This window comes from Tessaracoccus lubricantis, from assembly GCF_039544535.1.
Classification (GTDB): Bacteria; Actinomycetota; Actinomycetes; order Propionibacteriales; family Propionibacteriaceae; genus Arachnia; species Arachnia lubricantis.
Window position 1 is genome coordinate 1 of the sequence record NZ_BAABLV010000027.1, and the last position, 23,536, is coordinate 23,536.

21 protein-coding genes and 2 tRNA genes are annotated in these 23,536 nt (G+C 70.5%); 13 read left to right on the plus strand and 10 right to left on the minus strand.

Annotation, left to right across the window (positions count from 1 at the left end):
- Window positions 1–317 precede the first annotated feature (317 nt).
- Window positions 318–1,025 (plus strand): hypothetical protein, encoded by a 708-nt coding sequence (locus ABEA30_RS08710; protein WP_345581937.1) that lies wholly within the window; start codon window positions 318–320, stop codon window positions 1,023–1,025.
- 6 nt (window positions 1,026–1,031) lie between these two features.
- On the opposite strand, the gene ABEA30_RS08715 is transcribed toward ABEA30_RS08710, so the two are convergent.
- Window positions 1,032–1,547 carry a DUF3145 domain-containing protein gene (locus ABEA30_RS08715; RefSeq protein ID WP_345581939.1) on the minus strand — a complete coding sequence of 172 codons (516 nt, stop codon included), beginning with the start codon at window positions 1,545–1,547 and terminating at the stop codon, window positions 1,032–1,034.
- A gap of 118 nt (window positions 1,548–1,665) precedes the next feature.
- Here ABEA30_RS08715 and ABEA30_RS08720 point away from each other — a divergent pair, with 118 nt between their 5' ends.
- From ABEA30_RS08720 to ABEA30_RS08735, 4 genes are all read left to right on the plus strand, one after another.
- Complete coding sequence (locus ABEA30_RS08720; RefSeq protein ID WP_345581941.1) at window positions 1,666–3,513, plus strand: alpha/beta hydrolase family protein; 1,848 nt, start codon at window positions 1,666–1,668, stop codon at window positions 3,511–3,513.
- A 91-nt stretch (window positions 3,514–3,604) separates the two neighbouring features.
- Window positions 3,605–5,596: an AAA family ATPase gene (locus tag ABEA30_RS08725; protein ID WP_345581943.1), complete on the plus strand. Its 1,992-nt coding sequence runs from the start codon at window positions 3,605–3,607 to the stop codon at window positions 5,594–5,596.
- Window positions 5,593–6,441, plus strand: coding sequence for an HNH endonuclease family protein (locus tag ABEA30_RS08730; RefSeq protein ID WP_345581945.1), 849 nt, complete (start codon window positions 5,593–5,595; stop codon window positions 6,439–6,441). The genes ABEA30_RS08725 and ABEA30_RS08730 overlap by 4 nt, the downstream gene beginning before the upstream one ends.
- Window positions 6,442–6,451: 10 nt before the next feature.
- On the plus strand, window positions 6,452–8,296 hold the full coding sequence (locus ABEA30_RS08735; RefSeq protein WP_345581947.1) for a patatin-like phospholipase family protein: 1,845 nt from the start codon (window positions 6,452–6,454) through the stop codon (window positions 8,294–8,296).
- Between the two features lie 9 nt (window positions 8,297–8,305).
- Here the strand turns inward: ABEA30_RS08735 and ABEA30_RS08740 are convergent, their stop codons facing one another.
- The 5 genes from ABEA30_RS08740 to ABEA30_RS08760 are packed head-to-tail and all read right to left on the minus strand — an operon-like array spanning window position 8,306 to window position 13,067.
- Window positions 8,306–8,995 (minus strand): YggS family pyridoxal phosphate-dependent enzyme, encoded by a 690-nt coding sequence (locus ABEA30_RS08740; RefSeq protein ID WP_345581949.1) that lies wholly within the window; start codon window positions 8,993–8,995, stop codon window positions 8,306–8,308.
- Window positions 8,992–9,960 (minus strand): VWA domain-containing protein, encoded by a 969-nt coding sequence (locus tag ABEA30_RS08745; RefSeq protein ID WP_345581951.1) that lies wholly within the window; start codon window positions 9,958–9,960, stop codon window positions 8,992–8,994. Before ABEA30_RS08745 ends, ABEA30_RS08740 begins: the two co-directional genes overlap by 4 nt.
- Window positions 9,948–10,925, minus strand: a complete 978-nt coding sequence (locus tag ABEA30_RS08750) for a VWA domain-containing protein (protein WP_345581953.1) — start codon at window positions 10,923–10,925, stop codon at window positions 9,948–9,950. Before ABEA30_RS08750 ends, ABEA30_RS08745 begins: the two co-directional genes overlap by 13 nt.
- The gene (locus ABEA30_RS08755) at window positions 10,922–11,950 is read right to left on the minus strand and encodes a DUF58 domain-containing protein (RefSeq protein WP_345581955.1); all 1,029 of its coding nucleotides are present in this window, start codon (window positions 11,948–11,950) and stop codon (window positions 10,922–10,924) included. The genes ABEA30_RS08750 and ABEA30_RS08755 overlap by 4 nt, the downstream gene beginning before the upstream one ends.
- 52 nt (window positions 11,951–12,002) lie before the next feature.
- Window positions 12,003–13,067 (minus strand): AAA family ATPase, encoded by a 1,065-nt coding sequence (locus tag ABEA30_RS08760; protein WP_345581957.1) that lies wholly within the window; start codon window positions 13,065–13,067, stop codon window positions 12,003–12,005.
- A gap of 92 nt (window positions 13,068–13,159) precedes the next feature.
- Between ABEA30_RS08760 and ABEA30_RS08765 the strand changes: the two genes are divergently transcribed.
- The 3 genes from ABEA30_RS08765 (at window position 13,160) to ABEA30_RS08775 (ending at window position 15,234) form a co-directional block, all read left to right on the plus strand.
- Window positions 13,160–14,089: a hypothetical protein gene (locus tag ABEA30_RS08765; protein WP_345581959.1), complete on the plus strand. Its 930-nt coding sequence runs from the start codon at window positions 13,160–13,162 to the stop codon at window positions 14,087–14,089.
- Between the two features lie 11 nt (window positions 14,090–14,100).
- Window positions 14,101–15,180, plus strand: a complete 1,080-nt coding sequence (locus tag ABEA30_RS08770) for a tellurite resistance/C4-dicarboxylate transporter family protein (protein ID WP_345581961.1) — start codon at window positions 14,101–14,103, stop codon at window positions 15,178–15,180.
- Window positions 15,158–15,234 (plus strand) — tRNA-Ile (locus tag ABEA30_RS08775). Before ABEA30_RS08770 ends, ABEA30_RS08775 begins: the two co-directional genes overlap by 23 nt.
- Here ABEA30_RS08775 and otsB read toward each other — a convergent pair.
- Window positions 15,235–16,059 carry a trehalose-phosphatase gene (gene otsB, locus ABEA30_RS08780; RefSeq protein WP_345581963.1) on the minus strand — a complete coding sequence of 275 codons (825 nt, stop codon included), beginning with the start codon at window positions 16,057–16,059 and terminating at the stop codon, window positions 15,235–15,237.
- A gap of 91 nt (window positions 16,060–16,150) precedes the next feature.
- On the opposite strand from otsB, the gene ABEA30_RS08785 reads away from it, so the two are divergent.
- Together ABEA30_RS08785 and ABEA30_RS08790 are read left to right on the plus strand one after the other, a co-directional pair.
- Window positions 16,151–17,539, plus strand: coding sequence for an alpha,alpha-trehalose-phosphate synthase (UDP-forming) (locus ABEA30_RS08785; RefSeq protein ID WP_345581965.1), 1,389 nt, complete (start codon window positions 16,151–16,153; stop codon window positions 17,537–17,539).
- An 81-nt stretch (window positions 17,540–17,620) separates the two neighbouring features.
- On the plus strand, window positions 17,621–19,072 hold the full coding sequence (locus ABEA30_RS08790) for a DUF222 domain-containing protein (protein ID WP_345581967.1): 1,452 nt from the start codon (window positions 17,621–17,623) through the stop codon (window positions 19,070–19,072).
- A gap of 6 nt (window positions 19,073–19,078) precedes the next feature.
- On the opposite strand, the gene ABEA30_RS08795 is transcribed toward ABEA30_RS08790, so the two are convergent.
- Window positions 19,079–21,016: a solute carrier family 23 protein gene (locus ABEA30_RS08795; protein ID WP_345581969.1), complete on the minus strand. Its 1,938-nt coding sequence runs from the start codon at window positions 21,014–21,016 to the stop codon at window positions 19,079–19,081.
- Between the two features lie 152 nt (window positions 21,017–21,168).
- Between ABEA30_RS08795 and ABEA30_RS08800 the strand changes: the two genes are divergently transcribed.
- Together ABEA30_RS08800 and ABEA30_RS08805 are read left to right on the plus strand one after the other, a co-directional pair.
- Window positions 21,169–21,244, plus strand: a tRNA-Asn gene (locus tag ABEA30_RS08800).
- A 98-nt stretch (window positions 21,245–21,342) separates the two neighbouring features.
- The gene (locus ABEA30_RS08805) at window positions 21,343–21,732 is read left to right on the plus strand and encodes a nuclear transport factor 2 family protein (protein WP_345581971.1); all 390 of its coding nucleotides are present in this window, start codon (window positions 21,343–21,345) and stop codon (window positions 21,730–21,732) included.
- 10 nt (window positions 21,733–21,742) lie between these two features.
- Here the strand turns inward: ABEA30_RS08805 and ABEA30_RS08810 are convergent, their stop codons facing one another.
- Both ABEA30_RS08810 and ABEA30_RS08815 read right to left on the minus strand, forming a co-directional pair.
- The gene (locus ABEA30_RS08810) at window positions 21,743–22,402 is read right to left on the minus strand and encodes a DUF6766 family protein (protein ID WP_345581973.1); all 660 of its coding nucleotides are present in this window, start codon (window positions 22,400–22,402) and stop codon (window positions 21,743–21,745) included.
- Window positions 22,403–22,514: 112 nt separating this feature from the next.
- Window positions 22,515–22,907 carry a hypothetical protein gene (locus ABEA30_RS08815; protein ID WP_345581975.1) on the minus strand — a complete coding sequence of 131 codons (393 nt, stop codon included), beginning with the start codon at window positions 22,905–22,907 and terminating at the stop codon, window positions 22,515–22,517.
- A gap of 121 nt (window positions 22,908–23,028) precedes the next feature.
- Between ABEA30_RS08815 and ybaK the strand changes: the two genes are divergently transcribed.
- Window positions 23,029–23,520 carry a Cys-tRNA(Pro) deacylase gene (gene ybaK, locus ABEA30_RS08820; protein ID WP_345581977.1) on the plus strand — a complete coding sequence of 164 codons (492 nt, stop codon included), beginning with the start codon at window positions 23,029–23,031 and terminating at the stop codon, window positions 23,518–23,520.
- Window positions 23,521–23,536 lie beyond the last annotated feature (16 nt).

Consider the following 23,536-nt stretch of genomic DNA (forward strand, 5'->3'; position numbering starts at 1 on the left):
GCTCCGCAACGGGACCTACTACCAGCCAAGACCAGCCGTCGCAGCTTGACAGACACCATAGGGACACCCCCCAGCGCCCCCAACCCCAGGCCCGTGACGGCGGCGAGCACCGCGGACAGCACCACGACGAGGGCCCGGGTCTGGCTGAGCGACATGACGGCAGGCTAGCCAAACCGGGTCCCGTCGGGAAGGGACACCTGTCCCGCGCGGGGCCAAGCACCCGATCGTGACCCTGCGGGACGCTTGCCGGTGGATCCGGGGACCGGCGCCACGCGACGGTAGTGGGGTCAGAGTCCACCCACGTCCCAGGAGGAGACATGGACACCGCCACCTCGCCCACCACTACCGCAACGGCCGCCCACCCCCGGCGCGGCGCGCATCTCACGGCCGCCGTCGCCGGCCTGGTCTGGCTGGCCGCCGCCTTCGGCTCCTTCACGCCGGAGGCGCCCGATGCCGCAACCGCGACCGCCGACCTGGTGCGTGCATACGCCGCCGACAGTCAGGCGGCGCTCGGCATCAACGCCCTGAGCAGCATCGTCAGCGCGGTCGCGCTGCTCGCGCTCACCGCCGCGCTCGGCCAGATCGTCGAGCGCGCGTCGCACCCCACCGCCAGCCGGTTCGTCGGGGCCGTGGGCGCGGTGGCAGCGGTGCAGCTGCTCCTGTTCGCCGGGCTGTACTCGGTATGGGTGCTGGCAGACGCCTCCCGGATGAGCGACGAGGCGGTGCTGGCGCTGCACCACATCACCCCGATCGGTGCCGCCACGCACGCGTTCGTCCTGCCGGTGACGCTGTCGATGGTGGCGGTGGTCTCGTGGCTGGCCCTCAGGGCGCGCTTCCTCAGCCGTCCCGTCGCGCTGTTGGGGCTCGCCATCGCCGCGGCGGAAGGCGTGTCCATGGCGAGCGTCGTGATCAGCAGCCCCGTCACGGACACCGCGATGTACGTGGCGATCTTCGGGTGGCTCCTGTGGCCGGTGCTGGTGGCGGCCGACCTCGCCATCAAGCTGGCCCGCCGCCGCGTCGACTGAGCAGGCTCACACCACCTGGTGCAGCCAGCGCACCGGCGAGTCCTCAGCGGCGTAGCGGAAGACGTCGAGTTCCTCGTCCCACGGCACGCCCAGCAGCCTGTCCAGTGCGTGGTTCAGGGGCTCGCCACCCAGGGCGTCGTTGGCGATGGCGTGACGCAGCCTGTCCTCGGGGACGAGGATGTCGCCGTGCACGCCCACCTGCGCGGTGAAGGCACCCAGCGACGGCGTGTAGCAGTAGCGCTGCCCGTCCGAACCCGCCGTCGGCTCCTCGGTGACCTCGAAGCGCAGGTGGCCGATCTGGGAGAGTGCCGACGACAGCACGGCGCCGGTGCCGACGTTGCCGGCCCAGGAGTGCTCGGCGCGACGGGCGCCAGGTTCCGCGGACTGCTGCGTCCAGGACAGTTCGATGCGGCGGCCGAGCGCCGATCCGAGGGCCCACTCGATGTGCGGGCACAGCGCTGCTGACGCGGAGTGGATGACGACCATCCCCTGCGCCTGGCCACTCGTGTGACGAGCGTTCATCTCGGTTGTACCTCCTGGTTGGGCTGGATTGCCTTCCCCTGCGATCAAGCCCAGCCAGGCGGTGTGAGCCCATTGTGCCCAGGTTTCCAACCGACACGCAATGCGATAGACAAGTCCCATGCGCGCGAGCCTCGATTCCGTACTGAACTACCCTGACGCCATCTCCCAGGTGCAGGTGTCCAGGAGCGGTGTGCTCTGGCTCGCCACGATCGCGGCCGAGGACGGCAGGGTCACGGTGCGGCACCGCACGTGGGACGGCGAACTCACCGATCTGACCCCCGACGCGAACGTGCGCTCACGCGCCATGGAGTACGGCGGCGGCGCCTACTCGGCCAATCGCGAGCAACTGGTCTACTGCGACGACCGCACCCGCCGGGTCTGGCTGCTCGACGAGGACGGCACCCGTCGTCCGCTGACGCCGGCGGAGTCGCCGTACGTCTACGGCGGGCTCCACCTCAGCGTCGCCAACGAATTCGTCCTGGCCGTCCGCGAGGACCACTCGGCGAAGCCCGAGCCGCGCACCGAACTCGTCACGTTGAGCCTGGAGGGCGAGCCGTCCCCCGGACGGGTCATCGCCACGGGGGCCGACTTCTACGCAGGGCCCACCGTCGTCGGCAGCCACGTCGCGTGGTACCAGTGGAACCACCCCGACATGAGCTGGGACACCGCCGAGGTGTGGCGCGCGGCGATCGGCGACTGGTGGGACGCGGAACGCCTCTACGGTGCCGACGGAGTCTCGGCCCAGTACCCCGTGGCCCTGCGCGACCTGGAGGCCTGCGCCTACGTCACCGATGAGTCGGGGTTCTGGAACTGGCGCGTCCACCACGGCAACCAGTGGACGGTCGACAGCGACTGCGCCGGGCCGACCTGGGTGCTGACCCCGCCGGTGGCCGCCGTCGTGGGCGACACCTTGCTGGCCACCGTCGAGTACGTCGACGGCAAGGGGATGCTGTCACTGTGGGATGTCGAGAGCGGCGAGGTCACGCACCCGTTGGCGGGCACCACGGACGTCGAGTCGATCGCGGCCTACCGCGACTGTCTGTACGTGGTGGCCGAGTGGGCAGACCGGCCCGCCACCCTCGTCGAGCTGCGCGCCGACGGCGGCAACCAGATCCTCGCCGGCCCGTCTGGTGTCGCCGACGAGTTCGTCGCCGCCCCCGCTGCGGTCTGGGCCGATGGGCCGGCCGGGCGTGTCCACTCCTGGCTGTACCGCCCGGAGGTGACCAACCCGCCGATGATCGTGCTGACCCACGGCGGTCCCACGGCCATGGCCAACGCGTCCTACAACGCGGCCACGCAGTTCTGGGTCTCGCGTGGGTTCGCGGTGCTCGACGTGAACTACTCGGGCTCCACGGGCTTCGGCAGACAGTACCGGGACCGCCTCCGCGGCCGCTGGGGCGAACTCGACGTGGCTGATGTCGCCGCCGCAGTCCGCGAGGTCACCGGCCAGGGGCTGGCAGACCCCGCCCGGGTCGCGATCACCGGCGGCAGCGCCGGCGGGTACACGACGCTGCGCTCGCTGACCACCACCGACGTCTACGCCGCCGGGGTCAGCCGGTACGGCATCGGCTACCTACCCACGCTCGCCACCGACACCCACAAGGCCGAATCCCGCTACCTCGACGGGCTCGTCGCCCCATGGCCCGATGGCCGTGACGTCTACGAGGAGCGCTCCCCCATCAACCACCTCGACAACCTCAGCACCCCCATGCTGGTGCTGCAGGGCCGCGACGACAAGGTCGTGCCGCCGGCGCAGGCCGAACAACTCGCCGAGGCGGTGCGGGCCAAGGGCCTCCCCCTGGCGCTGGTGATGTTCGACGGCGAGGGCCACGGCTTCCGCGGCATGGCAGCCCGCCGTCAGGCCCTGGAGGCCCAGGTGTCGTTCCTGGAGCAGGTCTTCGAGATGCGCCACAGCAGCGACGTGCCGGTACTGGAGATCGAGAACCTGGCCGTCGACGCAGGCTGATCCCGCCGGAGCCCTCGCCGGCCGAGTTCGGCCAGCCCTTCACTTCCCTGTGCCGACGCGTGGATAATCCACTCAAGGGGCAGGGGGGATCATGCTGCGACGACCGGAGGAACCACGCCGTCTGGCGGAGGTCAGGGAGAAGCGCGCCGGCGCGCGGAAGGCGGAAGGCGGCACGCCACCGGGCGCTGCGCCCGAACTGCACGCGGTGCTGCGGGACCCGGAGGTCCTGGCCACGCTGCTGGCGATGACCAGGGGCAACTGCGCCTACTGCGAACGCCCGCTCGAGGCACTCGGCACCGACGCGGCGGCAGTCACGCACCACCGGCCGCCGTGGGGCGCCATGGGCCTGGACGGCAAGGCCGACCTCGCTGCCTACGGGTGGCTCACCTATTCGTGGGAGAACCTCTTCGCCGCCTGCGCCGACTGCATCCGTACGCGCGGCACCCGCTTCCCCGTGGCAGGGCCGCGTGCCACGTCGCCCGACACGCTGGCCGACGAGGAGGCCCTGCTCCTCGACCCGCTCCTCGACGACCCGGCCGCGCACCTGCGCCACGACCCCGACGGCGCCGTGCGCCCCCTGACCGAGCGCGGACGCGTCACCATCGAACTGTTCGCGCTCAACCGGGAGGCCCTCGTCCGAGCCCGCGCCACGCACGTCGAACGCGGATGGGACGGCGACGACGACTCGTTTCCCACCCTGCGCCGCCAGGTGTCGCCGGGAGCCGACCGGTTCGCGATGGCCGCACCCCCTGCCGCCGGGCCCGAGCTGCCACCGTCCCCCAGCCAGGGCTACGACCTCAGCGCCGCCGTCGGGGCCGAGCAGGAGCAGTACTTCAGGACGGCCCAGTGGATCGAGCGCGTGGTCATCCGGAACTTCCGGCCGATCCGCGAGGTGGACATCGACTTCTCGCGGTCGACCAGCGGCCGGGGCCCCTGGACCGTCCTGCTCGGGGAGAACGGGTCGGGCAAGAGCTCGGTGCTGCACGCGCTGGCCCTCACGTTGATGGGCGGCGACCAGCGCCGCGCCCTGCGCATCGACGCCCGCAACTACCTGCGCCACGGCGCGCGCAACGGCCTGGTGCAGGTGTTCCTGTCCGGGCGCACGGAGCCGCTCGAACTGGTCTGGAGGAAGGGGGACGCCGAGTTCACCGGGCCGGAACCCGTCCCCGCCCTGCTGCTGGGGTACGGCGCCACCAGGCTCCTGCCGAGGGAGGCCCCGTCCGGCCCGGACGACCGCGTCGTGCGCGTCGACAACCTCTTCGACCCCCTGCTCCCGCTGACCGATCCCACCGCCTGGCTGCTGACGCTCGACGACACGACCTTCGACGACGTGGCGCGCGGCATCCACGCGATGCTCGCGCTCGACGCCACGTCTGGCCTGGAACGTCGCCGTGGACGGGTCGTCCTGCGGCAGGGCAGGTCGATCTCCGACCTCGCCTCGCTGAGCGACGGCTACCAATCCATGGTGGTGATGGCCTGCGACATCCTGCGCAGCGTCCTGCGGCTCTGGAGCCACAGCTCGCTGGCCGAGGGCATCGTGCTGCTCGACGAGATCGGCGCACACCTGCACCCCCGCTGGCGCCTGCGGATCGTCGGAGCCCTGCGCGACCTGCTGCCCCGCGTCCAGTTCGTCGTGACCACGCACGACCCGCTGTGCCTGCGCGGCATCGTCGACGGCGAGGTGGTGGTGGTCCGCCGCAACAACGACGGCGACGTCGTCACCCTGTCCGACCTGCCGCCCGTGACGGGGATGAGCATCGAGCAACTGCTCACGTCGGAGCACTTCGGGCTGGGCAGCACCGACGACCCGGAGGTGGCCGAGTTGTGGGAGCTGTACTACCGGCTCAAGGCCGTGCCGAAGCCCACGCCGGAGGAGGCGAAGGAACTCGAGCGGGTCCGCTCCCGGCTCGACGTCCTGGAGCAGTTGGGCACCACCGAACGGGAACGGCTGCTCCTGGCCTCCGCGGATGAGTACATCGCCGCCCGTCGACAACGGGGCGACGCCGAGGCCCCCACGACGGCCGAGGTCACCGCCCGCCTGACCGCGCTGTGGGACGAACACCTGCCCCGGAGCTGGCGATGAGGCGGGTCAGGCGCCCCAAGGCGCCACCCAGCTCGTCGGAGAAGGCCACCCTGGACGAGCGGGAGACGATCCTGCGTTACTACGAGCACTGGGACGGCAGGACGCCGTACCCCAGCGACAAGTACAAGGCCTACCGCGCCAAGGACGTCAGGCCGGCGCTCACCGAGGCCTTCTTCGGCAAGTGCGCCTACTGCGAGACCTACTACGCCTCCACCCAGCAGATGGCCATCGAGCACTACCGCCCGAAGGGCGCGGTGAAGATCGACGGCGCCCTGGTGCCGCCCGGCTACTACTGGCTGGCCAGCGAGTGGACCAACCTCCTCCCCTCGTGCACCGACTGCAACAGCGCGCGCGGGCAGGAACTCCCCGGTTCCGTGGAGCGCACCGTCGGCAAGGCCAACGCGTTCCCCCTCGCCTCGGAGGCCAGCCGCGCCAAGGCCCCGGGCGAGGAGCACCACGAGAAGCGGCTGGTGCTGCACCCGTACCTCGACTTCCCCGAAAGGCACCTGACGTTCACCTGGGGTACCGGCACCATCGAGGACGGCTGGATCTCGCCGCGACGGCGCAGCAGGAAGGGAGCCGCGACCATCGAGGTCTGCGGACTCCAGCGCCGCGGCCTGCGGCGCGCCCGGCGCGAGCGGCTGGACCTCCTGCAGGCACACCTGCGCAGCGCCCTGGACGCCCAGCGCAACGTGCAACGGCATCCGGACGACGACGAACTCGTGCAGCAACTGACGCAGCGGATCGCCGACATCAGGCAGTTCACCAACGACGAGGCACCGTATGCGGCCATGTGCCGCGAGGTGGTCGATGACTTCTTCGAGCACCAGCTCGGGATCGGATGACAGGAGAGCCATGACCGACGCCTACTCACACCCCAAGCTGACCTGCGACATCGTGATGAAGGGCGGCATCACCAGTGGGGTGATCTACCCGCGCGCGGTGGCCGAACTCGCGCGCACCTACCGGCTGAGCCAGGTGGGTGGCGCCTCGGCTGGGGCCATCGCCGCCGCGGCCGCTGCGGCCGCCGAGCTGGGGCGGCACGGCGGCGGCTTCGAGGAGCTCGACCGCATGCCAGACGACTTGGCGGCGCCCGCGCCGGGCGGCCGGTCGACCTTGGCGACCTTCTTCCAGCCGACGCGCACGGCCGCGCCGCTGTTCCGCGTCCTGTTCGGCGCGATGGAGGCCGAGGGAAGCAAGCCGGCGGCGCTCGTCGGCGGCCTGCTGCGCCACTTCCCCGTCGCGGCCCTCCTCGGCGCGCTGCCCGGCCTCGTGCTCATCGTGCTGGGATGGCTGGGCGTTGGCGTGGGCGGCGTGGCCGCGATCGTCGGCGGCGTGCTCGTCCTCCTAGTGGGCGTTGCCGTCGCCGTCGCATGGTCGGCGCTGCGCCGGTTCGGCCGGGTCGCCGACGACGGCTACGGGATGTGCACGGGCATGCCGGGGGACGGCGCTGCGCAGGGCACCGCGCTCACCCCGTGGCTGCACGCCAAGATCCAGTCGCTCGCCGGCCGGGCACCCGGGGCGCCGCCGGTGACGTTCGGCGACCTCAAGGGCTCGGGCGTGACGCTGCGCACGATGACGACGAACCTGACCAGACACCAACCCATGGCGATGCCCTGGAGCACCAGGGAGTACTTCTTCGACCCCGAGGAGTTCCGTCGGCTCTTCCCCAGCGACGTCGTCGACTGGATGGTCGAGCACCCTGCGCCAGGCGTGTCCCCCGTCGCGCAGGCCAACCTGCGGCCGTGGCCCGGCGAGGACGACCTCCCGATCATCGTGGCCACCCGGATGTCGCTGAGCTTCCCCGTGCTGATCTCGGCAGTGCGGCTCTGGGCGGTGGACTACACGCAGCCGTCCAACCAGGACGCCCCGCGCGACCAGCGTGTGGCCTCCAGCGTCTGGTTCACCGACGGCGGCCTGTGCGCCAACCTCCCCGTGCACTTCTTCGACACGCCGCTGCCCCGGCACCCGACGTTCGCCTTCAACCTCGGCCCGTTCCCTTTGGGGCGGGGCAAGTCGGCAGACCAAGGGGAGAACAGTTACCTGCCCACGAGCAACCTCGGCGGCCACCAGCGGCCATGGTTCCCACTCCCCTCCGGCGGGCTCGGCGGCTGGCTGTCCTTCGGGGCCCTCATGGTCCACACCGCCCGCGAATGGGTGGACGGGGCCCAGATGGTGATGCCCGGCTACCGCGACCGCATCGTCACGGTCCACCACGACGACTCGGAGGGTGGCATGAACCTGTCGATGCCGCCCGAGGTGGTCACCGCACTTGCCGAACGCGGACGGCTGGGCGCGGCGAAGCTGGTGCGCACGTTCGCCGGGGAACGACCCGGCGTCGTCCCGGCGAAGGGTTGGGACAACCACCGGTGGATCAGGTTCCGGACCGCGGCCGGAGGCCTCGGACGGTGGCTGGTGGCCCTGGAGCGCAACTACCGCGACACCACCTCCGGGGGCACCCCGTACGACGAACTGGCCGGCCCGGGGGCCGACGGGGACCTGCCGTCCTACCGGCCGAGCGCCGCGGACCGCGAGGTCATCAACGAACGGGCAGCGGGGATGGTGGGCCTCGCCCAGAAATGGAAGGACAACGACGCCGGAGCGAAGACCGCCCCGCGACCTGCACCGCAACTGCGGCTGGTGCCCGACGACGGCACGGCGTCCGGCCTCGACCTGGCCGAGGAGGTCACCCAGCAGTGAGCCGCGGCCTCAGGCCACGACGCGCGGGCCGAAGATCGCGGTGCCGATGCGCACGCACGTGGAGCCGTGGGCGACGGCGAGCGTGAAGTCGCCCGACATCCCCATGCTGAGCTCGTCGTAGCCCCCGCCCAGCGCATCGCGGATCCGCGCCTGCGCGTCGGTGAGCCGGGTGAAGCAGGCGGCCACCTCGGCCTCGTCGTCGCTGAACACCGCCATCGTCATCAGCCCGCGCACGTCCAGCGCCTCGAACTGCTGCAGTTGGCGGGCGAAGTCGACGGCGGCCTCCGGCGCGATGCCCGACTTCTGCGGCTCCCCCGACGTGTTGACCTGCACCAGCACAGGCAGCCGCCTGCCGAGCGCGGCGCAGCGCCGGTCGAGGTTCCGGGCCAGGGAGAGCGAGTCCAGCGACTGCAGCTCCGCCGCCAGCTCTGCCACGGGCTTGGCCTTGTTGGACTGCACGTTGCCGATGATGGCGAACCCGATGCCCTCGTCGGCGACCTCGGCGTGCTTGGCAACCATCTCCTGCACCCGGTTCTCACCGAACAGGGCGTAGCCGGCAGCGTGGGCCTCGCGGATCTGGCTGACCGGGTGGTACTTCGACACGGGGATGATCCGCACCGACGACGGGTCGCGCCCGGCGGCACGCGCCGCGTCGTCCACCTCGGCCCTGATCCGGGCGAGGTTGTCGGCGATGCTCACGGCCACCGCGCCCCCAGCGAGATGACGCCCATGGCCGCCAGCACCGCGAAGATGATGGCCAGCCCGGCGTAGCGGTCGGTGACCTCCGCGGGCACGCGTTCGGTGCCCACCGACTGCCGGATGGCGTCGTAGACCTCGTCCAGCTGCCCTGCGGATTCGGCGGCGTACTTCTTGCCGCCCGACAGCCGGGCGATCTCACTGAGTTCCCAGTGGTCCACTGCCACTCGCTGCCGCTGGCCGTCCTGCTCGACGAAGCCGTTGTCGGTGCCGAAGGCGATGGTGTAGACCGGCACGCCCTGCTCCCTCGCCTTCTCCGCCGCGCCGGCGGAGCTGCGGCCGATGTTGGTGGCGCCGTCGGAGAGCAGCACGACGGCGGCGGGGGCCACCGCGTCCGGGTCTGACGGGTCCGGCGGCACGAGCTTGAGCGCGTCGAGGCTCTTGTAGACGCCCTCACCCACGGCGGTCGAGGGCGCCAGCTGCAACGAGTCGATGGCGCGGTGCACCACGCCCCGGTCGATGGTGGGCGGCACGATGAGGTCTGCCGTCCCCGCGAACGACACCAGCGCCACGTTGAACCGCTCCGGCAGCGAGTCGACGAACGCCTTCGCCGACTCCTGCGCCGCCTGGAGGCGGTCGGGCTCAACGTCGCGGGCCTCCATGGACCACGACACGTCGATCGAGACCACGACGGTGGCCCGGTCCCGCGGCTTGTCCACGTAGTCCTTGGGGATGGCCCACGCCACGATCAACGCCGCCAGCGACAGCAGCCCGAGCAGGACGGCGCCATGGCGCTTCCAGGCGGCGTCCTTGGGCACCACGATCCTCAGCCGCGAACTCATGGGCCGGGGCTTCGACGTGCGGCCGGACAGGACCACGTACAGCACGCCGATCAGCGGGATGACCGCCAGCGCCCACAGCCGGTAGGGGGCCATGAACTCGATCATGAGGTGGGTCATCGTGGCCACCTCGCAGCCATGAACACCGCGCCCAGGGCGGCGACGATGGCGAAGCCGAGCGCGACGAACGCGTAGGTGGCGGTGATGGGCTTGGCCACGTCCTCGAAGCCGATGACCGAGCCGACGTCGCGGTAGGCGTCGGCCAGCGAGGCACGGTTGTCGGCGTCGACGGCGCGGGCCCCCGTCACGTCGGCGATCTGCTCGAGCGTCGCGGTGTCCGGGGCGACGTTCTCGCGCTGCCCGTCGACGTCGACGAAGCCGTTCTGGGTGCCGTAGGCGATCGTGAAGATCGGGATCTCCTCGGCCTTGGCCCGGCTCGCGGGCTCGGCGGGCGCGGGGCCCTCGGTGTTGGTGCCGTCCGACAGCATCACGATCATGGCGGGCGCGGGCTCCTCGCCGTCACCACCGGGCGGCGCCATGTCGACGGCGCGCAGCGCAGTGGTGATCGAGTCGCCGATGGCGGTCCCGTCGGCCAGCTCCAGGGACGTGATGGCGCGCTCGGTGGCGCCGCGGTCCGTCGTCGGCGGGATGGCGATGGTGGGGCGCCCCGACATCGCGACCACCGCCACGTTGAAGGAATCCGGCAGCCCACGGACGAACTCGACGGCGGCCTGCTTCGCCGCGTCGAGCCGGTTGGGTTCCACGTCCTCCGCCGACATCGACAGCGACACGTCCACGATCATCACGACGGTGGCCCGCTCGCGCGGCACCTTCTCCGTGCCCAACGGGTTGGCGTAGGCCAGGCCCAGCGCCACGAGCGAACACAGCGACATGGCCACGAAGACGTGCCGCGTCCACCGTCGCTGGGTTCCGACGACCCTGCCCAGCACGCCCGTGTTCGTGAAGCGCAGCGCCACCCGGCCCTTGAGCCGCAGCAGGATCAGGTACGCGATGACCAGGGCAGGGAGCAGGGCCAGGGTCCAGAGCCTCCCGGGGTTGGCGAACTCCGGGATCCAGGACCACAGCCAACTCACTTGCTCACCCCCTGCGGGGGCTGGTGCAGCATGCCGGCCACCTTGCGGTAGTGCAGCACGAAGCGGGCGATGTCGGTGACCCAGTCGCGGTCGGTGCGCAGTTGGATGTGGCCGGCCCCGGCGCGCCGCAGCGAGACCTTGATGCGTTCACGCTGCGCCCGCGTCGCCGCGTCCATGCGGCGCTTGGCCGCGTCGTCGGAGGTGTTGACGTAGCGTGCGAACGACGTCTCCGGGTCCCGGATCAACATCTCGCCGACGTCGGGGAACTCGAGCTCGTGGCGGTCGATCACCTCGATGGCCAACACCTGGTTGCGCACCGCGAGGCGCCGGATGGCGCGCTCCCACGGCGGGGGCACGTTCGGGTCGAGCTCCGCGTCGCCGGGCGTGAGGAAGTCGGAGACCACCACCCGCATGCCGCGCCGCCGCTGTGACCGGGTGAGCTGTTCGATGCCGTCCTCGAGTTCGATGGAGCCCGGCGCGTGGTCGGGCACGATCGGCTCGGTGAGCAGCTTGCGCAACAGCCCGTACAGCGCGGTGCGGCCCGAGCGGGCGGGCAGGCGCTTCACCTGGTCGGGCAGCATCATCATGCCGCCGAACCGGTCGCCCATCTTCTGCGAGAGGAAGCCGATCGTCGCGATGGCCGCGATGCCGAGGTCACGCTTGGTGATGCCCTCGGTGCCCCAGTTCATCGACGGCGTGACGTCGAGCAGGGCCCACACCTCGAGCTCGCGGTCCGCCATGGTGTCACGCACGTGCGGGACGGTGGTGCGGGCGGTCACGGCCCAGTCCATCTTGCGCACGTCGTCCTGGCCGGGGTGGTAGATGCGGGCGTCGTTGGTGTCGGTGCCGGGGCCGGGCAGCAGGCCGAGGTGGTCGCCCTGCAGGAAGCCCTCGAGTCGGCGCACGATCGTCAGCTCGAGCCTGCGCAGTGCAGCCTCGGGGGCGAGCTTGTTGAGCGGCACCGTCGGCCCGGTGGGTGGGCGCAGCACCGAGTACTCGGCCCCTTCGCCCGAGGGTGCGACCATCGGCGGCCCCTTCGGGGGGCCGTCGTAGGTGAATCCCGGCCGTGCCAAGGGATCAGCTCCGGCCGGGCTGGTGGGCGTGCGCCTGGTGGCTGGCCTGGCGCTGCTGCTCGTTCCACACCGGGGTGGGGGCGGGCACCATGGCGAGGATCCGGTCCACGACGTCGGTGGTCAGCACGTTGTCGGCGACGGCGTCGAAGCCCAGCACGATGCGGTGCGCCATCACGTCCTTGGCCACGGCCTGGACGTCGGTGGGCAGGACGTAGTCGCGGCCGTTGATGAGCGCGAGCGCACGGGCGGCGGCCACCAGGCCCAGCGTGGCACGCGGGGAGCAGCCGATCTGGATGACGCCCTCCAGGTCGGGCATGTTGAAGTCCGACGGCGTGCGCGAGGCCAGCACGAGCCGCACGATGTACTCGGCCACGAGGTTGTGGACGAACACGTTGGAGGCCATGTCCTGCAGGTGGCGGACGAGGTCGGGGTTGAGGACGCGCTCCGCGACCGGAGGGGTCACGCTCATGCGCCGCAGGATCTCGAGTTCCTCGTTGCCGCGCGGGTAGGGCACGTCCACCTTGACCAGGAAGCGGTCGCGCTGCGCCTCGGGCAGCGGGTAGACGCCCTCGGACTCGATGGGGTTCTGCGTCGCGATGACGATGAAGGGCTTCGGCGCCGGGTAGGTCACCCCGCCGATCGAGACCTGCTTCTCCGCCATCAACTCGAGCATGGCCGACTGCACCTTGGCAGGCGCGCGGTTGATCTCGTCCGCCAGGACGAAGTTGACGAAGACGGGGCCGAGTTCGATCTCGAAGCTCTCCGCCTTGGCCGAGTAGATGCGGGTGCCGACGATGTCGGAGGGCACCAGGTCGGGCGTGAACTGCACGCGGGCGAAGTCGCCGCCCACCACCGTGGCGAACGAGCGCACGGCCAGCGTCTTGGCGACGCCGGGCACGCCCTCGAGCAGGCAGTGGCCCTTGGCGAGGAGCGCCACCATCAACTGCTGGACCATGTGCTCCTGGCCGACGATGACGCGCTGCACCTGGCTGATCGCCTGCCCCAGCACCTTGGCGGCGTCTGCGACCGTCTCCGGCAGGTGGGTGACTTCGGTCGGCGTAGTGCTCACGCGTGACTCCTTCTGGACGTGGGACCCGCGCTCAACGATAGCGCCCCATGTGAAGCATGACCTGCTTGCTCGGATGTGGTTCGATGGTCCCGATGAGCGAGCACGACGAGACCGGCCCGGTCCAGGGTCCCCCTCCCCCACCTCCCGAGGTGGCGCCGGAGGACGACGTCGTGCTGGCCGCGCACCACCCCCTGCGCGACGAGGATCCGCCCAAGGTCGGCGACTTCTGGCTCGACGCCAGGCTCACCGCCACCCCTGCCGGCACCACGTTCGTCGCGCACGAGGACGGCGGCGACTCCGTCATGCTGATCCTCCTCTCCGAGGGCGCCGCGCGCGATGCCGCGGCCCGCGCCCGCTTCTCCGGTGAGGTCAACGCCATGCACATCGACACCGTCGTGGCGCGTGGCGGCGAGGACCAGGACGACGGCCGCACCGCCGTCCGGTACCGCGCCGAGGACGACGACCCCACCCTCGCGCACCTGTTGCCGCTCGCCCCGTGGGCGGCGTTGGCGTTCGACGGCTCACTCGCCGCCGTCGAGGAGGCCGACCGCGTGCTGCGCGCCATCGACCTGTCGATGGTGCCGCCGCTGAGCCGCCCGTCGGGCCCCGACTACCGCCTGCACTGGATCGACAGGACCGGCCACGGCGCCACGCGCCTGTGGCCGCTGGCGTGGCCCGGCAGGCGCGACCGCGCCTCGTGGATCACGATCCTGGTGTCGTTCCTGATCATGGCGCTGCTGTCGGCGCTGGCGCTGCTGATGGCCATCCTGGCGTTCCAGAACCAGCCCCCCGTCGACGCTCCCCCGCCCATCCCGTCGCCCGCCGAGGGTTCGGGTGAGGGGTCGGGCTCGCCGCAGCCCGCGTCGGCATCGCCGCAGTCGGGCGAGCCGCAGAGCAGCCAGCCGGCCAGCCCGAGCTCACCCGGCAGCGACGGCGGCCCCTACAGCGACTCCCCGTCGATGGACGTGCCGGGCGACGGCGAGTCCGGCCCGGGCGGTCCCAGCATCAACCCGAAGCTCTGACGGGCGGCACCGTGTCCGAGCGGCCACAGTCGGCGTTCTCCCAGGCCCTGGAACACCTCTCGCCCGGGTACTTCGCCCTGGTGATGGGCACGGGCATCGTCTCGATCGGCCTCCACGAGGTCGGCATGGAACCCCTGTCGCTGGTGCTGCTCGGCATTGCCGCCGTTTCCTACGTCGTGCTGTGGGTGCTCTACGTCTGGCGGGCCATCACGCATCGGGCGGCCATGCTGCGCGACCTGCGCGGGCCGGAGATGGCCTTCGCCTACTTCACCGTCGTGGCGGGCACCGACGTGCTGGCCGTCCGCCTGATCGCCGGCGGGTACGCAGCCGTCGCGGTGCCGCTGGTGCTGTTCGCCGCGCTGCTGTGGTTCATCTTCGGGTACGTGCTCCCGTGGCAGGTGCTGATGACGCGCGACGGCAAGCCCATCCTGGCCAGGACGAACGGCACGTGGTTCATCTGGGCGGTGGCCAGCCAGTCGCTGGCGATCGGGATGACGCGCATCATGCCGTACTTCCCGGACGGCCGGGCCCTCGTCGGCATCCTGGCCGTGCTGTCCTGGTCGGTGGGCGTGGCGCTCTACGGCGGCATCGCCATCCTCGTGCTGCTGCGCATCGTGCACTTCGGCATCACGCCGCGCGAGTTCGAGCCGCCCTACTGGGTGGCGATGGGCGCCATGGCCATCGCGGTGGTGGCCGGCAGCAACATCGTGGCGATGGACTCGACGCCGATGGTGGACGCCACGCGCACCCTGATCGCCGGCACGATCGCCATCTTCTGGAGCTTCTGCCTGTGGCTCATCCCGGTGCTGGTGGGCGCGGGCGTGTGGCGCCACTTCGTGCACAAGGTGCCGCTGGTCTATGTCCCGACGTTCTGGTCCATCGTGTTCCCCGTGGGCATGTTCGCCGTTGCGTCGATCAACCTGGGCCGCGTGGACCGGCTCCCGCTCGTCGAGGCGCTGGGCACCGTCTTCCTGTACGTGGCCCTCGGGGTGTGGGCCCTGGTGTTCATCGGCATGATGCGGCGCGTCGTGGCCGTGCTGCGCGCGACTGGCTATCCTTCTTCCGCGAGGGGCGTTAGCTCAGCCGGTTAGAGCAGCGGACTCATAATCCGCCCGTCGCGGGTTCAAGCCCCGCACGCCCCACCATCACCCCAGCGCTGCGGCGAGGTCGCGCAGCCAGGCCGCCACGCCGTCGGGGCCTTCTGCCAGGACGTCGGCCTGCTGGGCCATCAACGGCTGTTCAGCCGAACCGCTGACCACCGCGCACGTCGTGAGCCCGCCGGCGCGGAGTTCGCGGAGCACGTCGAAGGCGGGCAGGTCGCCCAGGTCGTCGCCGCACATCGCAACGACGGTGGCGCCCGTCTCCTCGACGAGCGCCCGCAGCGCGTCGCCCTTGGTCAGTGACGAGGCCCGGAGTTCGAGCACGTTGCGGCCGGGCTCCAGGACGAGCCCGTAGCGCTCGGAGACCCCTGCCAGCAGCGGCTTGAGCTGCCGGAACGCGCCGTCGGGGTCGGCGCTGCGCCGGGTGTGGACGCCCAGCGCGCGACCCTTGTCCTCCAGCACCACGCCGTCGATGGGGCACTCGGCGATGATCCGCTCCACCTCGGGCCGGGCGGCTGCCACGTTCTCCGGCACCGACGGCGGGGTCTCCTCCCCCGTGGACGCGTCCCAGCGTTCCGCGCCGTACTGGCCCAGCACGATGAGGTTGTCGAGGCCTTGGCGTTCAGCGAGCCGACCGAGTCGCCGTACGACGGCCACCCCGCGTCCGGTGATGATGGCGACGTGGCCCAAGGCGTTGCCCAGGTCCGCCAAGGCATCGGCGGCGCCGTCGTGCATCCGGGAGTCCTCGGGATCGTCGACGATGGGCGCCAGCGTGCCGTCGAAGTCGAGCGCGAGCAGCACCCGCGAAGGGTCCGCAGCGGCGGCGGACAGGAAGGTGTGGGCGTGGTCGGTCACGGCGTTCCAGCTCATGCCCCCTACCTTGCCATGTCGGGGTTCTGCCGACGTCTGACCGCGTGTGGCAAGCGCAGTCGCTAGGGTGGGACCCGACCTAGGAGGAAAAATGTCCGAGCGCGCACGCTTTGTCGTGGTCGCCAACCGGCTCCCCGTCGACCGCATCACCGCCGATGACGGCAGTGTGGACTGGCGCACTTCACCAGGTGGTCTCGTCACGGCCCTCGAGCCCGTGATGCGACGCATGGGTGGGGCCTGGGTGGGCTGGCACGGCGCATCGAACGAGACGGTGGAGCCCTTCGAGCACGACGGCTACTCCGTCATCCCCGTGCCCCTGAGCGGCGACGAGTACGAGGAGTACTACGAGGGCTTCTCCAACGCGACGCTGTGGCCGCTGTACCACGACACCGTCGCCTTCCCGGAGTTCCACCGGGAGTGGTGGGACGCCTACGTCACGGTCAACCGCCGCTTCGCCGAGGCCACCGCCGACGTCGCCGACGACGGCGCCACCGTCTGGGTCCAGGACTACCAGCTGCAGCTGGTGCCCAAGCTGCTGCGCGAGATGCGGCCCGACCTGCGGATCGGCTTCTTCCTGCACATCCCGTTCCCGCCCACCGAGCTGTTCCAGCAGCTGCCGTGGCGCAGCGACATCCTCGAGGGGCTGCTCGGCGCCGACCTCGTCGGCTTCCAGGTGCCCGGCGGCGCGCAGAACTTCCTGCGCCTGGTGCGGCAGCGCACCCGTCACCGTGTCGAACGGGACCGCGTGCACGTGTCCGGTTCGCACGTGTGTACGGCGCGCGCCTACCCGATCTCCATCGACACCCATGGCTTCGAGGAGCTCGCCCAGAGCCCCGAGGTGATCGCGGAATCCGAATCGCTGCTGGAGGAGCTCGGCCACCCGAAGCAGATCTTCCTGGGCGTGGACCGGCTGGACTACACCAAGGGCCTGCGCCAGCGCATCCGCGCGATGGGCGAGCTGTTCGAGGAGGGCAAGCTCGACCCGGCGGACACCGTGTTCCTGCAGGTGGCCACGCCGTCGCGTGAGCGGGTGGAGGAGTACAAGCGCCTGCGCGACGACATCGACCTGCTCGTCGGCCGGATCAACTCCGAGGTGGGCGGCGTGGGCCGCCCCGCCATCTCGTACCTCCACGCAGGCTTCCCGCGGGCGACCATGGCCGCGATGTACCGCATCGCCGACGTCATGGTGGTCACTCCCCTGCGCGACGGGATGAACCTCGTGGCCAAGGAGTACGTGGCGTGCCGACCGGACACCAACGGCGCCCTCGTGCTCAGCGAGTTCGCCGGCGCCGCCCAGGAACTGAAGCAGGCCTACCTGGTCAACCCGTATGACCTCAACGGCATGAAGGACGTGCTGATGCAGGCGGCCACGGATTCGCCGCGGGAGCGCCAGCGCCGCATGCGGGCCCTGAAGAAGCAGGTGCGAGGCAGCACCATCGAGCACTGGGCCGACAACTTCCTCGGCGACCTCCAGGGCTGATTTCGCATCGCCGGGCGATTCTTGTGGAAACTATCGCGCGGGCGTTCAGTTTTGTCGGGAGCCCACTTTAGAGTGGGAACCATGACGGAGATGGTGCCCACGAAGCTGGTCGAAGCGCTCGAGGGCGCTCGGCATGCCCGTGCGGCGCGCAGGTCTGCGGAGATAGCGGAGGTCGTCGCCGTCGCACGCGCGGCCGAGGTGTGCGGCGTCTCCCCAGAGGACGTCACCGAGGCGATGACGGACCAGATCATCGGCGAGCGGATGATCCAGGCAGGTGCGGAGGGCACGCCGTACGTCTCCGAGTTCCTCGCGCTGGAGTTGGGTGCGGTGCTGGAGGCGTCCCCGGAGGCCGCGTTCGACCAGCTGGCCACGGTCCTCAACGTGCAGCACCGTCACCCCGTCCTCTGGGAGGCCTTCCTGACCGGCCGCATCCGTTGGGGCCACGCTGCGCGGGTCGCCTCGGAGTGCCGCATGCTCACCGTCGAGGCCGCAGCAGAGGTGGACCGCAAGTGCGCCCACTCGTTGGCCCAATGGCCCATCTCCCGGGTCATGTACCACCTCAAGGCCTGGATCATCGCGGCAGACCCCGCGTTGGCCGCGAAGAAGAAGATCCTGGCCGAGAGCAAGCGGCAGGTGGAGATCTCGCAGTTCACCAACGCCGAGTGCCAGGTGTGGGGGCGGCTCTCGGCGCAGGACGGGGTCGCGCTGGACCATGCGCTCGACCAGATCGCCGCCACCCTTCCGGCCCAGTCGTTGCCGGAAGGGCTGGCCCCGCACGAACTGACGAGCCACGAGCGCGCCAGCTTCGATCGCAACATGCGCCGGTCGAAGGCGCTCGGCATGCTCGCGCGGCGGGCCGTGGGCCAGGAGGAACTGCCGCAGGCCCAGGTCATCGTCCGGATCAACGCCGATGACCCGGCCCTCCACACCCACGACGGAGGAATCAGCGCCTCGGGCGCCGCTCACGTGCAGGGATGGGGCGAGCTGCTCACCTCGGTGCTGCCGGAGTTCCTCGCCGGGTCGAAGGTCACGGTCCGGCCGGTCCTGGTGCCCAGCGAGCTGCCAGCCGCTGATCAGCATGACCCCTCGGCGTTGATGCGGCTCGCGGTCTGCGAGCGCAACCCCGTCGAGGCCTTCCCCTACGGCACCCGACGGTCCAGCGCCTGTCAGCTCGACCACACGGACCGCTTCGTCACCCCCGGGCCACCCGGGCAGACCCATGCCGGCAATCTCGGCCCCTTGGGCGTCGCTGCGCACCGGTCCAAGACCCACGGAGACTTCCACGCCTGCCAGCCGTCCGCCGGCTGGTTCCACTGGTTCACCCGGGCCGGTTACGAGTTCCTGGTGGGGCCCTCCGGCACCCAACTGCTGAGCACGCCGTCGGTGACGCGGCCACCGGGCTGGACGGAGCCCCCGGAAAGGGCGCCCGATCCCCCGCCCGATGACCCGGCGTGGGACATTCCGCCGCGCCCGGAGGCGTTGGCGTGGACGCTGCACGTCCTCACCCTCCCGCCGTTCGCGGCGGCGGGCTGACGGGCGCTAGTTCAGCGTCTCGAACTTGCGCGCCCACGCGGAGCGGATGGGGTTCGCGTCCGCCACGAGGGCGTCGAAGCGCCGGTCGGCGATGTTGGCCACCTCGCCGACGGCCTTGTGGAGCTCTCGCTCCGGCGAGGCCTCGACGCGCACCCAGCTCTGCTCGACGACCGAGTCCAGCGTCGTGGTGGCGTTCAACGCCACCACCAGCGGCAGGCCGAACTTCTCCTGGTAGGCGCGCGAGACCGCCATGAGCCCCTCACGGTCGTGGTCGTCCATCCGGTCCGCGGCCAGCGAGCCGGTCTCGGTGAAGGCGACGACGTCGGCCGGCGTATGGCCCGGGTCCTCGTCGAGGAGCAGGTCGGCGATGTCGCGGTACTGGATGATGAGCTGACGCTGTTGCGCCTCGGTTCCGCTCATCAGGGAGTTCTGGAAGGCGGCCCGCAGTTCGCCCGACGAGGCGAACGGACGCGACTCGTATGCCGCGCGGATCGGCCACGTCTCGCCCGGGTAGAGGCCTGCGAAGGTCTCGACGAAGCGCTCTTCGTCCATCGCGTTGATCCGGTCGAGGCTGAGGGGGTCGCGGCCGGAGGTGGCGACGTCGGGGCCACGACGGCGGCCCACGTGGAAGAACAACAGGTTGAGGATGATCGCGGTGATGGCACCGATCGTCACACCGGAGCCGAAGAAGATCTGAAGCCAGCTCGGCACCGCCTGGGCGATGCCCGGCTGGAGGGTCACGAGCATCGCGAGCGCCAGCGACGTGGAGACGATGACCTGGTTGCGGTTGTCGTGGAGGTCGGCCTTGCCGAGCGTCTGGATGCCGACGAACGCCACGTTGGCGAACATCGCCAGCGACGCGCCGCCGAGGACGGGGCCGGGGATGGCCGCGACGATGGCACCCGCCTTGGGCAGCAGGCCGAGGATGATCATGAAGGCGCCCGCCATGGCCACCACCCAGCGGGACTTCACGCGGGTGAGGCGCACGAGGCCGACGTTCTGCGCGAAGCAGGTGTAGGGGAACGAGTTGAGCACGCCGCCGATGGCGGTGGACAGGCCGTCTGCGCGGAGCGCCCCGGCGATGTGCTGCGGGGTGATGCGCTTGCCCACGACCTCACCGGTGGCGAACACGTCACCGGTGGTCTCGACGGCGGTGATGGCCATGACGATCAGCATCGAGACGATCGCGGCGAACGTGAACTTCGGCCAGCCGAACCAGAACGGCGTGGTCACGCCGACCCAGGAGGCATCCGCCACCTGCGTGAAGGACGCGTCGCCCAGCATGAGCGCCACCGCAGTGCCCAGGACGAGGCCGATCAGGACTGCGATGGTGGCCATGAAGCCCTTGAAGAACCGCTGCATGAGCACGATCACGCCGAGCGTGGCGAGGGCGTAGGCCAGGTTGCGGGCCAGTTCGGTACCTTCTGCGGTCACGCCGGTGGCGCCTCGCACGATGTCGCCGGCGGAGACGCCGATGAGCGTGGTACCCATCACCGTCAGCAGCGTGCCCGTGACCACCGGCGGGAAGAAGCGGATGAGGCGCGAGAAGTACGGCGCGATGAAGAACGTCGCCAGGCCCGCCACGATGATCGAGCCGTAGATCTCCGGCAGGCCCTCACGCCCGCCCCCAGCGGCCAGGCCGATGGCGATGATCGGCGACACCGCCGTGAACGTCACGCCCTGGATGAGCGGCAGGCGCACGCCCACCTTCCAGAATCCGACGGACTGGATGATCGTCGCGATGCCACAGGTGAACAGGTCGGCGTTGATCAGGTGGATGAGGTCCTGCGTCGAGAGGTCGAGGGCACCGGCGATGACGATCGGCACGATGACCGCGCCGGCGTAGAACGCGAGGACGTGCTGCAGGCCCAGGACGGTCAGCTTGGGCACCGGGGGCACCTGGTCGACGGGATGGACGCGGCGCTCGAGCGTGGCGGCGGACATGGGCGGCTCCTGTCACGTGGGTGGGCAGCGCACAAGCTACACCCGTCGCCGCCCGCTTAGCCATCCATGGGCAACCCCTGTCCACCTCGATTCGCCAAGGCGCGCAACCATCTGCTAACGTTCTACCTCGCGTGGTCATCACTGGCCACCGGTCCCTGGTAGCTCAATTGGCAGAGCATCTGACTGTTAATCAGAGGGTTACTGGTTCGAGTCCAGTCCGGGGAGCCACATTGAATGGGCATCTGACAAGCGCAGATGCCCATTCGTCTTGTGCGGAATAGGCGCGGGCGGCCCGAGGTTGTCAAGGGTGACGTCGAGGAGGGCCCATGAACAGCGATCGCGCCGCCACCAACAAGCAGAACGTGCTCGCGTTCTACGACCTCATGTTCAACCAGTCCCGACCTGCTGATGCGATCGCGCGCTACGTCGGCGACGAGTACATCCAGCACAACCCACACGTCGGTGACGGCCCAGGGGCATTCGTCGAGTACTTCGAGCGCATGGCCGCCGAATACCCCGGCAAGAGGGTCGAGTTCATCCGGGCCGTCGCCGAGGACGACTACGTCGTGCTCCACTGCCGTCAGACATGGCCGGGGGATCACACCTACGCCGGCATGGACATCTTCCGTCTGGACCACGACGGCAAGATCGTCGAACATTGGGACGTCCTCCAGATCGTTCCCGACCACTCGGAGAATCCCAACACGATGTTCTGAGCGCCCCCGGTCACGACGACGGCGTCTCATCGTGCGGCATGCCCACCGGCTTCGACTCGGGCGAGCTGCGCTGCCGCAGGAAAACGGCGAAGATGGCCATCGAGCCCACCGCCAGCAACTCGGACTGCCAGTTCTGCAGCGTGCGGTTCCAGAACTCCGGCTGCAGCAGGTAGTCGCCAAGACTGAGCGGGTCCAGCAGGTCACGCATCCGCTCCTCGTTGTACGCGACCCTGCCGGCCACTGCCTGCGCGGCCCAGGACAGGACGAAGATCGTGAACATCACGAGGGTCAGCGACACCGAGTAGACACCGGTGCGCCAGCCGCCGACCTTCGCCGACTCCGGCGAGTCCGGCTGGGCGAACTCCCCCACCATCTCCTTGGCGTCATCCTCGGACCCCGCCTCCTCGGGCGGCTTCGACTCGGACGAGCCCCGCTGCACCAACCAGACGGTGAGCAGGATGTAGAGCGTGAACTGCAGGTACTCCGACTGCCAGTTCTCCGCCACGTCGACGGCGAACGTCGACGATGTCACGTAGCGCCACAGCCCGATCTCGGCCAGGCCGGCCGTGCGGGCCTCCAGGTTGTACTGCGCCACGCCGGCGAACGCCTGGCCGATGAGGGCGAGCAGCAGCAGGACGCCGAAGCCGATCGACAACGAGTTGTCCCGCAAGGCTGAGGGAAGTCTCGGATCCTTCATCGCGACACCGCCCCGATCACGAACACCGCGGCCAACCCGGCCACGATGAACACCATGTAGGTCCAGAAGATCACCTTGGAGACGGTCATGACTCCACCTCACAGTCGTAGGGCTGGGCCGGGTCCTCGTCCTCGCGTTGGCAGCCGGCCGCTGTGACCAACCACCCCTCGGGGAACCGGGCGAGGAAGATCGTCTGGTCCGCCAATCTCACCTGCGCGCTCTCGACGGCGACCTCCGCCCCCTCGACGTCTCCGCCGGCCGGCAGGCCGACCTCCTGGAGGGCGGTGGCGCAGTCCGTGCCGGATTCCTTCTCGAGCTTCTTGCGCGTCTTGGGGGCGAGCAGCGCACATGCCTCGGCCGGTTCGGCGGCGACGAAGGCCCGGCCGGCGTCGGCTGCCTGGGCCTCCCGCGCATCCGCCGAGCAGGCGGTCAGCGCCAGTGCGGCGACGCCCAGCGCCGCGATCAATTTCCATGCCACGGGAGAACCTCCTCGACACGACGGTGGACGCAGGGGTACGTCCGCCTGAGACAACCGACCCTAGTTCCGCTCATCGCCCACGAATAACACCCCTGTGGGCCATCCCTTAGGCTTCGGTGCCATGGCCAAGAAGCAGCACGGCGGCACCGGAACGCCCGCCACCACCGCCCTGGACGGGGCGAAGGTCCCCTACTCGGTCCACGCCTACGACCACGACCCGACGTCGACCTCGTACGGCCTCGAGGCCGCGGAGGCCCTGGGCAGGCCCGTCGAGGAGGTGTTCAAGACGCTGCTCGTGGACACCGGCACCGGGCTCGCCGTCGGCGTCGTCCCCGTCCACCTCCAGCTTGATCTGAAGGCGCTCGCCACGGCCCTCGGCGTCAAGCGCCTCACCATGGCCACCCCCGCCGCGGCCGAACGCTCGAGCGGCATGGTGGTGGGCGGCATCTCACCGCTCGGTCAGCGCAAGGCCCTCCCCACGGTGCTCGACGCCTCCATGCAGGGCAGGCCCACCGTGCTCGTCAGTGGCGGGAGGCGAGGCCTCGACGTCGAGCTCTCCCCCGACGACCTCGCCCGCCTCACCCGCGCCACCTTCGCACCCATCGCGCGCTGACACCCGACCGCTACCC